Origin of the sequence: Legionella jordanis (genome assembly GCF_900637635.1) — a bacterium.
Lineage (GTDB): Bacteria > Pseudomonadota > Gammaproteobacteria > Legionellales > Legionellaceae > Tatlockia > Tatlockia jordanis.
The window spans coordinates 310,958-325,640 of record NZ_LR134383.1; the positions used below are offsets into that span (position 1 = coordinate 310,958).

A 14,683-nucleotide genomic window follows, 5' to 3' on the forward strand; every position below is an offset into this window, starting at 1 on the left:
ATTTGCCTGTGAGTTTAATGGGGCGATTTCTCTATCATTTTTTGCCTTATCGTCGCTCCATTGTCCAGGCTAATATTAATCTTGTTTTCGGCCATCAACTTAATGCTGCCCAAAAAAAGCGTTTAGCCAAAGCATTTTACTCGCATATGGCGATGTCGATTAAAGAAATCGTCCAATTACGCTTTATGAGTGAAAAAAAACTGAAGGAACGGGTGGATGTTAAAGGCTATCAACGTCTGTTGGACATTGTCGCGCAAAACCGCGGTGTGTTGATACTGACCGGCCATTTTGGCAATTGGGAATTTGCTCCTTTAGGTGGCATATTAAATTTTGAAGAGTTTAAAGGGCAGTTTCATTTTATTCGTCGAACTTTGGGGAGTAAAGCCCTGGAGCGCTTGTTGTTTCGTCGCTATTATCAAGCAGGCTTGAATGTCATTCCCAAGAAAAATTCTCTGGATCAGGTTTGTAATGCACTGGATCAAAATCATGCCGTAGTGTTTGTCTTGGATCAGCATGCTTCATTAGCCAATCGAGATGGTGTCGCCGTTGAATTTTTTGGTAAAAAGGCAGGAACTTACCGCAGCTTAGCCACTCTGGCTCGCCACACAGGAGTACCGGTAGTACCTGCTGCGGGTTACCGATTACCAAACGGCAGGCATGTGCTTGAATTCCATGATCCCATTTATTGGCAGGATTATCCTACAATTCAAGAATCCATTTATCAGAATACCTTGGCATATAATCAAGCTTTGGAGCGCATTATTTTGGCTCATCCTGAACAATGGCATTGGCTGCATAAGCGCTGGAAATTGAAGAACGTGGATAATGAACCTTCTAATTAGTGTTATTAATGAAAAACTCAAAATTATAATTATATAATTTTACGAATGTCCCGTCGGCTTGTATTTGCAGTAAAACTTGATTGATTTGCTTTATTTGTTCTTCATTTGCTGGCAAAGTGGCAATACCTAAACCCTCCCCCACAGGATAGCGAACATCCAGCACATTCACTTCATCAGGGTATTGATGCTGTAAAAATAAGAGGCTGTAATAATTGCCAAATATAGCATCAATTTGTCCGTTTTTCAGAGCCAGGAAAATATCGGGATAGGTGTCAAAGGGGATGAGTTCAAATTTGTTGCCGAAATTTTCCGATAAATAGCGACCATATTCCCGCTCTTTGACTATCCCGACTTTTTTCCCCAGTAAATCTTCTGGAGCGTGAATGGGACTCTCCTTTAGGGTTGTAAAGCCGCCATAGCAAATCATGTAAGGAAGACTAAAGCGGAATTGCTGTCGTCGTTCAGCGGTAATCACCATTCCGCCAATAATATAGTCCGCTTCATTATTGAACAGAGCCTCAAATAAATCGGGAATGGCAAAACGCTTAAAACTGCAGTTCCAGCTCAATCTTGAGCAAATTTCTTTAACTAAATTGATGTCAAAACCTTCAAGAACTTCCGGGGTTCCGCCCATTACATAGGGTGGATCATACTTTGGCACCGCAAAAACGATGGTTTGGTTGGCGGAAACATTAAGATTAATCATCAATAAGATGATAAGGCAGAGAAGCTTCATGTTCTTACTCTGTTACTTTCCGTGTTTCCTAAGTATAGAACAACTATTAATCAGGATTAGTGGATTTTTTCTAAGTAATTATCTTCTGACTATGAAAGAATTTCCTCCCATCTTTGGAATCGTTGTTATACTTAAAGGGATGGAGTTTTAAAGGATTAAGTCCAACTTGGTTAGCAGGTCATTTATTTTGATGACCTTATATTTAAGGAGAAATATTATGGAAGTTAAAGAAATTATGACCCCTAATCCTGAATATCTACTTGCCACCTCAACAATAAAAGAAGCTGCCAAAAAAATGCGGGAATTGGATACAGGATTTTTACCTATTGGTGATAAAAGGAGCGATAAGCTCGTAGGGACAATTACAGATAGAGATATTGTCATTTCTGCTCTGGCTGACGATAAGGGCCTGGATACGCCAGTAACCAGTGTAATGCATAAAGGCGTTTATTACTGCTATGAAACAGACGATATCAAGGAAGCTTCAAAATGCATGAAAGATCACCAAATCCGTCGTCTGATTGTGTTAAATAAAGATAAAAAATTGGCAGGGATAGTGTCCTTAGGCGATATTGCTGTCAATTGCCAGGAAAATCATTTAAAAGGAGAAACACTAGAAGAAATTTCTAAACATTAACATTGTGCCGGCAGGATGCAACAATCAAATTGCTGCTGGTAAGCAGCGCTCAAAAGCATGCATCCTTTGCCGGATGGATAGTCTGCAATTGCCTTCCATGTTATCATTGCTTGCTTAATCTTCCTCTTAGCTCTTTCTGGTTTTCAGGTTGTTCCCATGCAATATAGAAAAATGTTAAAGTCAAAAATTCATCGTGCTCGAGTAACTCAGGCTGACTTGGATTACGAGGGTAGCATTACCCTATCGCCTGAACTTTTGGCGGCTTCGGACATCCTGGTCAATGAGGCCGTGAATGTTTGGAACGTTACAGCCGGTACACGTTTCGAAACTTATGCCATCAAGGGAGAAAAAAATTCTTCCAATATTTGTGTGAATGGTGCTGCTGCCCATCTTGTAAGTCCTGGAGACATCATTATTATTGCCTCATTTATCCAGTTATCCGAAGATCGTTGCCAGCAGCATGAGCCGACGGTAATTTTTGTGGATGAGAACAATAAAATTCGAGAAATTCGGCCAGAAATTTTGGGGAAAAGGGAGTTGGTGTTTAACTGATACCTCAAGGAGCGTTTTCATTTTAGCCCTAACGTGCTAATGTTTCTTGTCCTGGCTTAAAACGGCTACTCTTGTTAAGGAATAATGATGGCTGGAAATATGAAAATTATTAGGGAAGCACTTAATTTGATTTGGCATGAAAGCCGAAAATTTTATCATGGACAAATACCTGGATTTTTTACACCCTACCGCAGTATCAGAGATACTGCCATCACCTTAAGTACTCCCCTCTGCGCTCCCATTATTTTAGGCTTTTTGACTGTCTGCTGCACTGCATTAACGGCAATGGCCTTGTTGCTTTATGCAGTCAGTTACGCCTTTGGAAAGGCTGCTGCTTTGCTTGGGGCAAGCACGCTTTCCCGAACTGTTCAGGATACAGCAGAGCTTTCTCTCGTAGTAGGGGGCGTTGGTCTTGTGTTAATTCCGAGCCTTGCTTTAGCCACTCTAATATCCCTTCCTGCAGGAATGCTAAGTATTTTTACTCGCTTAGCGGCTAGCCTTTGTTCTTTAGCGGGAGCTGAACAGAAGCAGGAAAAACAGTTAGAGATGCAACCCATCTAGGGGGAAAAGTTTAATTGTCAGCAGCATACTGCATCCATTCCATCAGGCCGAAACCTTAAATGCGGTTAAAAAGATTTCATGAATCAGTATAAACTGCGATTCTGATTCTTTTCTTGATTGAGCCAGTGACTGATTTCTTCTTTAGTTTGGGCCAAGACTTGAATTAATTGATGGTAAAGCTTATCCAGAAGATTACTGTGTCCTGCTTGGCTATAACGCTCCAAATATTGGCAAGCGTACTGCAGTCGTGTAGTACCGCAATATAGGGCACCGCTTTTCATCTTATGAGCAATTTTTTCAACGGAAGGCCAATCTCCTTGCATATAGGCCTGTTCAATTTCATGCTCATCTTTGGGAATAACCTCGATCAGCATCAGATTCAAGAGTTCCTTAAGCAAGGCAATGCTTCCCAGGTTATTGATTCCCTGTTGCAAATTAAACAGCGGAAAATCATCTAATGCAAAGAGTTCTTCTTCATTTTCAGGCATGTCTCGGTCGGGAACGACCCCTCGAGGTATGGCTTTGCCGTTAGGAATGACTAAGGAAGAAATAATATCTTTCATGGTTTGCAAATTAATGGGTTTGGCAAAGACTTTATTCATCCCGGCCTCCAAACACTCATCTGCGGAACTTGCCAGGGAATGTGCGGTTAACCCTACGATCGGGGTAGGCGCTTTTTTGCTTCCCCTTTCCCAATGTCGAATGTAAATAGTCATTTCAATCCCAGACATCCCTGGTAAACCAATGTCAGTAACAATTAAATCAAATTGTTTGGTTTTGGCTAACTCCAAGGCCATCTCACCATCCAAAGTCGAAGTGAAATCGCAGCCAGCCTGCTTGGTAATGGATTCAAGGAGGCGTAAGGCGATTATATTATCTTCCACAAGAAGCAAATGTGGTATTTGCGGTTGCAATAGGCTGCGTTCGTCTACTGATTGCCTGGTTTGTGCTGAAGTTTCAGGTGAGCCTTCCCGCCCCTGCGCAAAATAATCAAAAGGCAAAATCTCCTCCAGGAACATGCGGCTGGTTGTTTTGGCATCATTGTAGGTAGAAAGAGGAGTGCATTCATTGTTAATGTTGTTCAACTTGCTCTCTCCTCCCGTAGAATAAATGCTTTGTCCTGGTAAAAGACCAAAAATTGTTTCCATTTCAGCATATGCCGGTCCAGTTTTGCCTGAATTTAAAAAAAGCTGATTCACTTGAGAATCTTTGAAATCGCGGTCAAGGAATGCCATTTGGTTTTCAGCTAAGTTTAAAGGGATTTGAAGTAATTTGGTATGATTGATTGCCTTTGGTTGACAAATAAAATTAAAAGGGTTGGGTTTTGTCCCATTCATTTGGCTATAGAATCCATTCGGCTCCTTAACCTTTGCCGGAAGCAATTCAGATCCACAAAGGTGGTATCCGTTCAAGGTTGCTGTATTTTTTCCATTATTTTCAAGCATTGTAAAATAATTTTGACATGGCATATTAAAATATTAGCAAACAACCAATTATTTGCTAAAACCTTAACAAAATACCTCATATAACGGCATTTGCCAAAGGATTATCATTTACTGTCTAAGGGCTGTTTTGGGCTGAATCCAGGATTTAATTGATTGCCAATGCCGATTAGAAATACTTTTCCTAGGGAACAAGCACTATTTAGATGCTTAAATTTGATTTCCCAAAAGGTCTCGGCTTATCCGCTTTCGCCTATACTTAAATAGAAAGAAATTTTTGGGAGAGCATCATGGAATTAACTCTCTTTCTGGGCAAGGTAATTGGCTGGTATTTTGTCATTGTTGCCCTCTGGATTGTTATTCGGCAGGAATTGGCAAATGCCATTATCTCCGAAACGATTGCCCATCGCGCTTTGCTGTTTTTCATGGCAATTATTACGCTGATTCTCGGTCTTATGATCGTAATCAGTCACAATGTGTGGGTAATGGGATGGCCTGTAATCATTACTATTGTGGGTTGGTTGATGCTTATTGGTGGATTGTTAAGACTGTTCTTTCCAGAAATCGGCGTGAGAATTGCACAGGCATGGCTTAGAAAGCCAGTTTATTTTTGGATAGCTGCAGCAATTTACCTAATCATAGGTTTATATTTGCTTTATAGAGCTTATTTCAGATAAAAAATCTGGATCCCGGTGCAGAGATCCAGGACATAAGGCTACAGAGTGCTGAGTGACAGTTATTCTTCGATTTTGACGTCAATCTTTTTTTGCATGCTGGCTTCTTTCTTGGGAATGGAAATTTCAAGAACACCATTTTTGCATTTGGCGCTTATTTTTTTCTCATCGACTGTTTGAGGTAGGCTAAAGCGGCGATAGAATTGCCCCTGCATGCGTTCAACACGCGAGTAATTGTCTTTCGTTTCCTTCTTCTCGAACTTCCGCTCGCCTTGGATGGTTAGAATATTATTTTCCAGAGAAATATGCATGTCTTCCTTCTTGACCCCTGGGATATCGGCAATGACAAGGAAGCGATTTTCTTCTTCCTTGATGTCCACTGCAGGTGCCCAGGAACCCGTATCAACAAAGGAAGAATCGTCTGATTGGCTTCGGAAGAAATTTTCCAGGAAACTATTAAAATCCCTGGTCAATGGGTACAAATCACGTCTGATAATGTTCATTGCTTCTCTCCTGTTAACGTTCTGATTGAATGATCCCATGGAACATATCATTTCCAGTTTTTATTGAATTTGAATCTAAAGTCAATATTCAAATCTATTGTTAGGCATGGAGGCATTTTTAAAAATTTCAAGGCTAAAGCGCTATTTTGCACCAGGGCATCAGCTTAGTAGAGAATGCCTTGAAACCAGCCTCGCCTTGAAGGATCAGGGCTGACTTGTGGCCCCGTGTTTTGATTTAGTCTCCCCAAGGACCAAAAAGAAGAAGACCAAGAATAAATTGTCCCTGAGACCCTTGTAATGAGAGAAGCCTGTGCAGATGGCAGGGGTTCTGTAGGAGTTGGACAGGCTTTCACCTCAATAGTTTCCGGCTCTTTGGACTCTGATAATAAGGAAGCCACATGATAAAAATTACCAGGTCCTTTGATTGCGCGGGACAACAATGCCCTCAGGCTTTCTTGCTCCTGATGTTTAATATATAAGCCAATTAATTTATTGCGATTATTTATAAATACCTCAAGCTGTTGAGGCAGCCAATTATCAATGGCTCTATCTGATTTACTGCGGTGTAATAATCCTTCGAATAATTCGTCTACGGTTTTTCTAATGTTCAGCTCATTGGAATTGGGCATTTGCCAGTCATAAATGGCCAGAGCATCTGTTAAAATTTTTAAAGAAATCAAATCAGACTCAGCATTTACTTCATGAAGGATTCTGCCTAGATTTTCTCGCCCAGGGAGTTTCTTAACCTGCTCAGATTTTACAGTGCTTGTAATGAGGGGGGCGTGTGTTTCCGTGGGAATTTGCGCCTGGTAAAACTGTTGATTTTCAGCATTGAAGGGTTGTACGTATTTTGGCTCTCTTGGTTCAAACCAGCTTTGCCAGCCATAAAATAAACTTCGTTTTAACCAGATGCGAAAATTTGCTAGAAAGCCTGAGATATTGGCGATGGAAAATTCAAATTCAGCTTCACTTAGGGCCCTTTTTGCGATGGTGGCACTTTCGGAATCAGCATCCAATTTTCTTAATCCCAAAGTGCACAGTTGAATAAGGCCGTGATAATCTTTTTTCAAGGTAAATTGTTGAATGGCTTGTTCGGGAGCAAATTCCAGAAGTGAACCACAAATGCTTTCATTAAATAAGCCAGGGCGCTTTAGCAATTCATCGAATAGAATTTGCCGGGTGTTGGGAGCAATTTCTGCTCGTGTTAACAGCCAGGCTGTGGTTTGCAACTTCTTATGGTCACCAGTTGTCTCAATCAGGTCAAAATAATCACTAAGGCAAAGCTGTAAAGGTTCTTTTTTTCCATGATAATGAACCAGAAAATAGTCGATGGATGTTATTTGATCCAGTTCTTCAGAAAGAATTTTAATCAGGGGATTAACGTGGATATCGGTAATTGGCTCGGGAGTTTCATCAGCCGCCAAAAATAATTTTTTTGCAAATCTGCTAAAAATTTGAACATAACTTTGTGGCTTTTCAGTCGGCGCAGTTCTTAAGTGTATGGGTTTTTGCAAGCGCTTTATATTCAGTTGGCCATCATCGTAGAATATTGAACAATCGGCGAAAAGCGCACTGCTGCGTAGGTAATTGCTGGTGGCCTGCCCAATTTGCTCTTGAAGAGGTAAAAAATTATCCCGCTCGCCCATTCTCATTAGCAGTTGAATGGTTTGCGATTTTAGGGGTTTTTTATTTTCAAGGATTTTATTGGTTAAATTACGGATGAATTGTATGGCATTATCACTTGCCTGACGGCCGTAAAAATAAAGATGACAAATTTGGTTTAAATGTTCTTCATCGCAAAGTGCCAATAACATTTTCAGTGTGCTGCTTGGTAATTGATCTAAATTTTGCAATAAAGATAAAATGATTTGATTTTTTTTAGCCTCAGGCATTTGTGCTACCTCCGCTAACACCAGGTTAGGATGAAGCTGGATAAAAGCCAGCAAAGGTAACTCTCGATTTGGCATTCTGCTGGCAAGATTAAGCCAATACTTGATTAGACCAGGAATTTGTTCATGTACTTGTTGAAGCAAAAGATTAACAGTATGGGTGCTGAGTTGATGAAAATGCTTAACAGAGCATAATAAACTGGCTGCGGCTTCAGCCTGTAATCCTTTGATGAACTCTGGTTCCAGAGCTGCAATTTGCAGCTGGTCGATGATGCCTTGTAAACGGGAGGATTGAATGGTTTCGGATTTGCTTATCTGCTTAAAAAACTCTTCACCTGAAAAATTATCAATATAGTCTTTCCGAGTAGCCAAATGCGTAGCAATAATGGATCTCACCAACTCGTCTGAGGCAGCCTTTTGCAGTTTAATAAGCTCATTTATGGGAATTTGACACTCGCGGAGTAAATTGAATAGTGCTTGTTTTCCAGAAGCATTCTCACGAATGGCTTTAAGATGATTTTCTTGCTGCAAAGCCAATTGCAAAAACAGAGTTCGGTTTTCAGGAGATTCCTTTACTTGCGCTTGAATCCATGACCAGGAAAATCCAAGAACAATGTTTTTCAATAGGGCTTGATCGGCGGTTTTAATTTGCAAAATGCAGTTAAATAGCCATGTGGATTTGGTTTCACTGATTCCCTTGCTAAGGGCAAGTCCCTGGCAAAGTTTCTGCAGTAAATTTTCCTCTACGATGTATGTTAATAATCTCTCCAAAAAAATTTGATTTGACAGTTCTTTCTCAGAAATTTGTTGCAGCCAATTAATAAAATCGGCAATTAATTTTTCTTTATCCTCAGTTAAAAAAGAAGTGAGGCAAAGCCAATGGAAGTAAAGGCCTGGAGCCTGGATGTTTGTATCTTGTTGAAGCTTTTCCATGAATGGGTAGTAATAAAAGCCTCTGTTGTTTTGAAAAAGAACTTTAAGGCAAACATCAAAATTTTTTTGTGCCTGCTCAACAACAGAATCACTCCTGGCCCGTTTCATCATTTGTGAGCGCTGGTTAAGCAGTATGTTGTACAAAGAAGCCTCAGCACTAAACAGTTGAAACTCCTGTTTATTTTTATAAGCTTCTGCGGCTAATTCTGGTAAAGGTTTAATCAGGAAAGACAGGCGTTGAAGAGCCAAAATTTGCTTGCATTCCATTTCACTCAACTTGGCAAATTCCTCAAGAGAGAGCTGAGCCAGCAGAGGCTTATCAATATCATCACGAGCCTTAAGCCCAAGAACCACATGCAGCTGTTGTTGAATGATCGTTTCGCAGTCTTGAGCAAAACCGGAGCGAATGGTGTCTTCAATTAATTTCTCATTGGCTTGGCTGTCTTGAACGGCAAAAGACATCATTTGCTTAACCAATGTTGGACTTAATTTTGCAATAAGTGTCTGTGTTTTTTCCGATTCAAAGTAAAATTTCTGCAGTTGCATTAAGAATTCATGACAAAGCAAGGTCTTTTGTCTGCTGAACAGGGGGAGATAAGAATTTAGGATAGAGGCTAGTTCATCGGTATTTTCGGTTTTTAAATGGCAATAAGCTAACTGTTTTATTCTGGTTTCATCCTGCGCATCATCATTAAAACTCATGGCGAGCTTTGTTATTTCATTAAGTTTGTGCCTATATACACGGCCTTGGTCAGCCAGTTTTATCAGTTCAAGGCGAAGCCAATCCATTTCGAAATTATTGCCAAGAGAGGGAGGTAATAAAAATTGCTGCAATTTAACCTCTGCTAACTGGATACTTTTCGCTTTTAAAACCATCATTAAAATGTGATAGAGATAAGGCTGCTGATCGGGGCTTAAAATGGAGAGCTGAAGCTTAAGCTCTTCGAATGACTGGGAAGAGAGCTCTTTAATAAGGATAGATAAAGAGGAAATTTTTTCATATTCCTTTAAGGTCTTATATACCGCCTGTTGTTGCTTTTGCCTTCGATGAAGTTGTTCAATTTGTTTAAACAACTCCTCGTTTGGATACTGCGCCAGGATGGATTGTAGTAATTCAGATTTCATGGATTGCGTCAGAGGGGAAAAGAGACAAACCTGTAAAAACCATTCCCTAAAGCCATCATGAGTAAAGATTTTCTTCTGCGGGACAACGGTTTTTAAAAGATTTTCAAATTGAACAGAAGGGTTAATTCCTTTTCGCTCAAGCCAAGAGTTATGCGTCTGGAGGGAATTGGCTAGAGAATCGATGTCTTGAGATTGCAGTTGATGAATGACTCCATTCTTGATTCGTGCGAGATAGGAATTCGCTCTGAAAAATTGGATTAATTTAGGTTCAGAAAAAAATTCGATTGTTGCAATTTGTTTCTGGTAGGATTCAAGATAACCTCGAATGATTTGCTGATGAGGGGAGTTTAAGCTCTCCACTCTACGACAATAATCCTCAAGCATGGTTTGCATGTCATTAAATTGCAGATCATAAAAACTGTCTAAATTGCTTGCGCAGAAAAGCGGCTTAATCACTTGCTGATAAAGAGGGCTGCCTTCAATGGTTTCTCGAACTGCAACGTCAGCTCGCAGATATTCTCTAATAATTTCAAATAAAGCTTCTGTAAGAATCGGAATGCGTTGCAGCCACCTTGCTGCGCAAAGCATTTGCGGGGCAACCTCATGACATGACATAAACGGTTCATAAAACTGTTGTAGAAGATTGACTGTATTCCATAATTCAAACTGCGCCCCTACAATTTTACGGATGAGAGAAGGCTCCAGATGTTTAATTAATTGAGGTTTGCCTGGAGTTCCTCGCCAAGGATGCAAGGCAGTCTGCTGCAAAAGGCGAAACAACAATCCTTCAGGATCCACTTGCATATCAAGGCTGGGATTTTGCAAATAATCAATGACTCCTTGCTTAAGATAATGACTCTCATCAATAACTTGCATGAGTTGCTTGCAGTGTTTTTGCTCAACCGTGTAATTGCTAAACGCCGCCAAGGTTTGCGCATCGATATTCATGATGTCAAACCAATGGGCTAGTGAAATGTTTTTCTTTTCAAGATATTCGAAAATGGCTTTAATGAATTCCTTTTTGCGGATTGGCGGGCTATAACTATCCAGAATTCTTAAGACCTGCTTTCCTGACGTCATATCAGTAAACAAAATGTTGAGTTGAGTTGAGCTGAGGCTATTTAAGCCTCTGGGATGCCTCGCGAGCAAATCCACAAATACAAAGCGAGTTTTGCTCTTGCTATAAATTTCATACAAGTCTTCTACCGGCAGCACTTGGGCTAAAGTCAGTAAAGAAGACCACTGAACATCACCCAATGTGGGGCGTTGAAGCAATTCCTGCGCTAATTTTTTTTTATTTTCTTCAGTTAGTTGATTAAAAAAAAGGATAAATTGATCTTCATTCAAATCAATTGGAGGTGAGCTCAAAATTTGCTTGATGAAATCCTGATATTCACTCGCATTGGTTAACTCCGGATGGAAGTTTATATGCCCATGCTCCAGAAGAATGATGGTTAAGGGGTGCCTGCTCATTGATTTAATGCGCAACTCTTTAAGCCAACTTAACGCCAATTGGGCGAAAACTGGGCTGGCTAAAACAGCATGGGCCCAGCGATTGTCCTGTGCAATCAGATAAGAAAGGAGGTTTAATGCCATTTGCTGTAATTCATCTGGAAAACGAGAAAGATGTTCGGCTTGCACGTGATTCTCACCCAGGTTTTTAATGAGTCTCAGATGCTCTAAAACTAAATTGATGTTGTCTGACTGGCTTATCTGCCAGTTACTCAGGCTCAACAAGGTTAAATTAATTACCAATAAGCCAGTAATAGTAAGCTGATTAGATTGAATGTTTTGTTGAACCAATCGGACAAATTCTATTTTCTTTGCGCTAGATTGCTTGCTTAAGTGCTGGAAAATGGCAAGAGAGTGTGGCATCTGATTGGCATTGGTGGCCATTATGATAAAAATGGTTGCCAAATGAGGTTGTAGATCCTCGCGCTGATAAATTGTTTCCAATAAGATAGGATTTTGAGGAAGCAAGCTTAAAAGTGCCCCATAATCAACGTCTTCAAATTTACGCACTGAACTTAACTGGTTTAACCAGGACGGCAATCGCTTAATGAGTTCATCTGATTTGCATTCTTTAAAGAGCCATTGCAATTCTTCATTACTCAGGAAAGGAACGACTGCATCAAGATTGGCCAAACCAAGAATAAAACTCAAACTTTTATTGAGCAAACCTGGATTATTGCTGGCTTTTCTTACCTCACAAAGCAGATGCTTAATCAGCTTAATAGTTTGTTCATTTTCTTTTCCCTGTAAATAAATGGCTACTTTCAACCAGTTAGCCTTGGTGTTTTCCTGAAGGGATCTGGCTAAGATTCTAGCCAGCGAGGAGGGGTCCATATGTTCTAGAGCTTCTACATCAATTTGCACTAAATATTGTGCACACAGATTGCTGTCTTGTTCCCCCCCAACATCACTAGCCAGTCTCGCCAGCAAAGGATCAAAACAATGAGCTGAACATAATTGTGTTGTTAAGAACTGAAAGGCTTTTTTTTCATCGAATGGCTGTTTTGGAGAGAGTAAATTCCAGCATGCTTGCTTTAAGCATAAATAATTTTTTTTTCCCTGCTCAGTCAAGCTTTGCTGGGCGGTTTCAAGATTGATAAATAAAGTTTGTAATTTTTTAGGGGTGGTATGAAATTGTCCCAATAGCCTAAGAGCAATTGCTTCGGCATTGTTTTCATCACAATGAGCTAAATTTAAAATTCGATTGGCTCTTAATTTCAAATCCGTTGCTGGGCTTAATACAACAAAACCTTGTAATAAGGATGGGGTGTAATCCTGCATCAGGGATGAGCGTGAGCATAGATTAAAAAAACAGCTCGGGTTTTCCAGTAAAAATGAAATCAGTTGCTGAGGATTTTCACAGCTGGTCCACTGATGGATTGCTGCTTTTTCATCCATGGTTGTTTGCAGTCTTTGACAAAAGTAATTCAGTAACTGATTCAAGGTGGAAGAATAATTGGAATCACTTTGAGTTTTTTTTAGCAATTCTTCGATTAAGGTAATTAAATTTTTATCATCAATGAATGGCATTAACTTATCGAGGAAAGCTTCATTGAATTGTGGGGTGTTCAGTAACAGGTAGAGCAAAAGTGGCTGTCTGTCTGTTGTTTTTAATAGTTCCACAAGGGGTTGGAATTCTGCCTCTGCAACATGAAGTCGATTCATCTCCAGATAAAAGGCTAGAAATTCATCACTGTTAAAATGTTTAAGTACATTCAATTGTTCGGGTAATTTTAGGACTTTTAACAATTCTCGACAGTGAGGGAGTAGATGGTGTTTTGGAAATTGTTCGGCCAAGAGGGTCATTAACCATTTTTGTCGAAGGGAAGAATGCGATTTAAAATGGTTAAAGATAATTTGGATGGCTTCCCGCGTTACTTCTTCAGGAAACACTTTTATCATTTGAGCAAGATTACTTAAGGCTTTCTCAGGCGTACTTAGAGCCACCATTTTTTCACACAAAATAGTGTAATAAATGTCACATAGTGATTCAAAACCTTGCTGAAAAATTAGGCGCAGCGCTGTGATGTGCCCAAACAGGTTAATAAGCTGGGAGACAGTAAGCGATTTAAAGCATTCTTCGGTTAAAAGGTTGTCACGAGATTTGCTGTAGGTAATGTAATTGATGGTTTTTGTTCTATCTTCATCATCAATTGCTGTCAAACAGCTAAACACTTGTGTTCGGTCAAAGTGTTTGTCAAATAAATCGTCCAGAAAACGAATATCCTCATTGCTGCTCTTCTTGCAAAAGATGGAAACATAGTTTTTAAAGTAAATAGTAAACTCTGAATGAGGAAGATAGGCAGCAATCGCTAGTAAAGAAAAGCAGAGGGTTGTTTTTAATTGAGGATCAGTTACATCGTATTTGTCGTTCTGCTCAAAGAACTCAGCAAGCAATTCTTTTTGTTGAATTGGATTGCCTTGTTCCTTAAGGCGCTTGGAAAATAAGATATTGGCCAATTCACTGTTATCGGAGATTAAATGCTCATAATCTACTTTCGAACTGGTTGCCCGCACGGTTAGAGCAGTTGCCAGCACATCGTACTTATGCAAATAAATTTGTCTTCTTTCGGCAAAGCGGCTGTGTTGCCTTTCCTGATTATTGGCTGCATAAGTAGCGGCCAAGGCTCGCAATTGGAAGATGATGTTGACCAATTTTTCAGTACTTACAAAAAGACTTAATTGATTCAAGTGCTCATAAGCACAGGTCGGGGATAGAAGAAGGCTGGCAGCAAGTTTTTCCAAATGCTCTGATTTACCTATTAGTGTGCCTACGTCCCGACTATGCAAAACATATGTAATTAGTGCCTCAAGCCAGTGCGGGCGCCCATCGGCTGTTTCTAGCAGTCGACTGTATAAGCGTTCTCGCTGTGCAGCTGGAAGATGCTGTAGCAGGAAACCAATTTCTTCATTTGGATAATGTTTTTCTATCCAAAGAATGAGATTTGAAATGAGCTCTTGCCATTGATTAGGTTGATTAGTCAGACAATGGTCTAAATCCTGAAGAATTGTTTTGATTTGCTCTTTGTTTGCGCAATTTAATGCATCCACTAACAAGTGACTTAGAATTTTAGCTTTAAGTATATCCTTATCGGGCAGCCATTCGCCTTGACCCACAAGAGATAAAAGGGCGGTTAATTTTTCGAAATTATGGGCGTCTACCAGCTGATTAATGAGTGGATTCAGTACTGGAGAACCCGGTTTTTCCTGCATGAACAATGCTTGAGCATTCAAAGCATCTGAAAGAAATTCTGTCTCAAAGTATTTGCCCATGTGC

Annotated in this window: 9 protein-coding genes; 5 read left to right on the top strand and 4 right to left on the bottom strand. The window is 40.0% G+C overall.

The genetic code is table 11. The features are described 5' to 3' along the window. Nucleotides 1-17 precede the first annotated feature (17 nt). Nucleotides 18-842 carry a lysophospholipid acyltransferase family protein gene (locus EL203_RS01440; protein WP_375232627.1) on the top strand — a complete coding sequence of 275 codons (825 nt, stop codon included), beginning with the start codon at nucleotides 18-20 and terminating at the stop codon, nucleotides 840-842. Here the strand turns inward: EL203_RS01440 and EL203_RS01445 are convergent. Continuing rightward, nucleotides 835-1,578: a transporter substrate-binding domain-containing protein gene (locus tag EL203_RS01445; protein WP_058471350.1), complete on the bottom strand. Its 744-nt coding sequence runs from the start codon at nucleotides 1,576-1,578 to the stop codon at nucleotides 835-837. The two genes, EL203_RS01440 and EL203_RS01445, sit on opposite strands and share 8 nt — an antisense overlap. 217 nt (nucleotides 1,579-1,795) lie before the next feature. Here EL203_RS01445 and EL203_RS01450 point away from each other — a divergent pair, with 217 nt between their 5' ends. The 3 genes from EL203_RS01450 to EL203_RS01460 all read left to right on the top strand — a co-directional run bounded on the left by EL203_RS01450 (nucleotide 1,796) and on the right by EL203_RS01460 (nucleotide 3,328). Continuing rightward, entirely contained in the window at nucleotides 1,796-2,215 is a 420-nt protein-coding gene (locus tag EL203_RS01450; protein WP_058471349.1) for a CBS domain-containing protein, read from the top strand. 156 nt (nucleotides 2,216-2,371) lie between these two features. Then, nucleotides 2,372-2,767 carry an aspartate 1-decarboxylase gene (gene panD / locus EL203_RS01455; RefSeq protein WP_058471348.1) on the top strand — a complete coding sequence of 132 codons (396 nt, stop codon included), beginning with the start codon at nucleotides 2,372-2,374 and terminating at the stop codon, nucleotides 2,765-2,767. Nucleotides 2,768-2,854: 87 nt separating this feature from the next. After that, nucleotides 2,855-3,328, top strand: a complete 474-nt coding sequence (locus EL203_RS01460; RefSeq protein ID WP_058471347.1) for a hypothetical protein — start codon at nucleotides 2,855-2,857, stop codon at nucleotides 3,326-3,328. An 83-nt stretch (nucleotides 3,329-3,411) separates the two neighbouring features. Here the strand turns inward: EL203_RS01460 and EL203_RS01465 are convergent, their stop codons facing one another. Beyond that, on the bottom strand, nucleotides 3,412-4,563 hold the full coding sequence (locus EL203_RS01465) for a response regulator (protein ID WP_165481232.1): 1,152 nt from the start codon (nucleotides 4,561-4,563) through the stop codon (nucleotides 3,412-3,414). A 497-nt stretch (nucleotides 4,564-5,060) separates the two neighbouring features. On the opposite strand from EL203_RS01465, the gene EL203_RS01470 reads away from it, so the two are divergent. Continuing rightward, entirely contained in the window at nucleotides 5,061-5,447 is a 387-nt protein-coding gene (locus EL203_RS01470; protein WP_058471345.1) for a hypothetical protein, read from the top strand. Nucleotides 5,448-5,506: 59 nt separating this feature from the next. Here EL203_RS01470 and EL203_RS01475 read toward each other — a convergent pair whose 3' ends face one another. After that, nucleotides 5,507-5,947 (bottom strand): Hsp20/alpha crystallin family protein, encoded by a 441-nt coding sequence (locus EL203_RS01475; protein WP_058471344.1) that lies wholly within the window; start codon nucleotides 5,945-5,947, stop codon nucleotides 5,507-5,509. A 164-nt stretch (nucleotides 5,948-6,111) separates the two neighbouring features. After that, nucleotides 6,112-14,679: a hypothetical protein gene (locus EL203_RS01480; protein WP_058471343.1), complete on the bottom strand. Its 8,568-nt coding sequence runs from the start codon at nucleotides 14,677-14,679 to the stop codon at nucleotides 6,112-6,114. Nucleotides 14,680-14,683 lie beyond the last annotated feature (4 nt).

Coding starts and splice junctions, on each gene's coding strand:
- EL203_RS01440 (WP_375232627.1), top strand. CDS start 18: ATGGGGCGATTTCTCTATCATTTTTTGCCTTATCGTCGCTCCATTGTC.
- EL203_RS01445 (WP_058471350.1), bottom strand. CDS start 1,578: ATGAAGCTTCTCTGCCTTATCATCTTATTGATGATTAATCTTAATGTT.
- EL203_RS01450 (WP_058471349.1), top strand. CDS start 1,796: ATGGAAGTTAAAGAAATTATGACCCCTAATCCTGAATATCTACTTGCC.
- panD (WP_058471348.1), top strand. CDS start 2,372: ATGCAATATAGAAAAATGTTAAAGTCAAAAATTCATCGTGCTCGAGTA.
- EL203_RS01460 (WP_058471347.1), top strand. CDS start 2,855: ATGGCTGGAAATATGAAAATTATTAGGGAAGCACTTAATTTGATTTGG.
- EL203_RS01465 (WP_165481232.1), bottom strand. CDS start 4,563: ATGGCATTCCTTGACCGCGATTTCAAAGATTCTCAAGTGAATCAGCTT.
- EL203_RS01470 (WP_058471345.1), top strand. CDS start 5,061: ATGGAATTAACTCTCTTTCTGGGCAAGGTAATTGGCTGGTATTTTGTC.
- EL203_RS01475 (WP_058471344.1), bottom strand. CDS start 5,947: ATGAACATTATCAGACGTGATTTGTACCCATTGACCAGGGATTTTAAT.
- EL203_RS01480 (WP_058471343.1), bottom strand. CDS start 14,679: ATGGGCAAATACTTTGAGACAGAATTTCTTTCAGATGCTTTGAATGCT.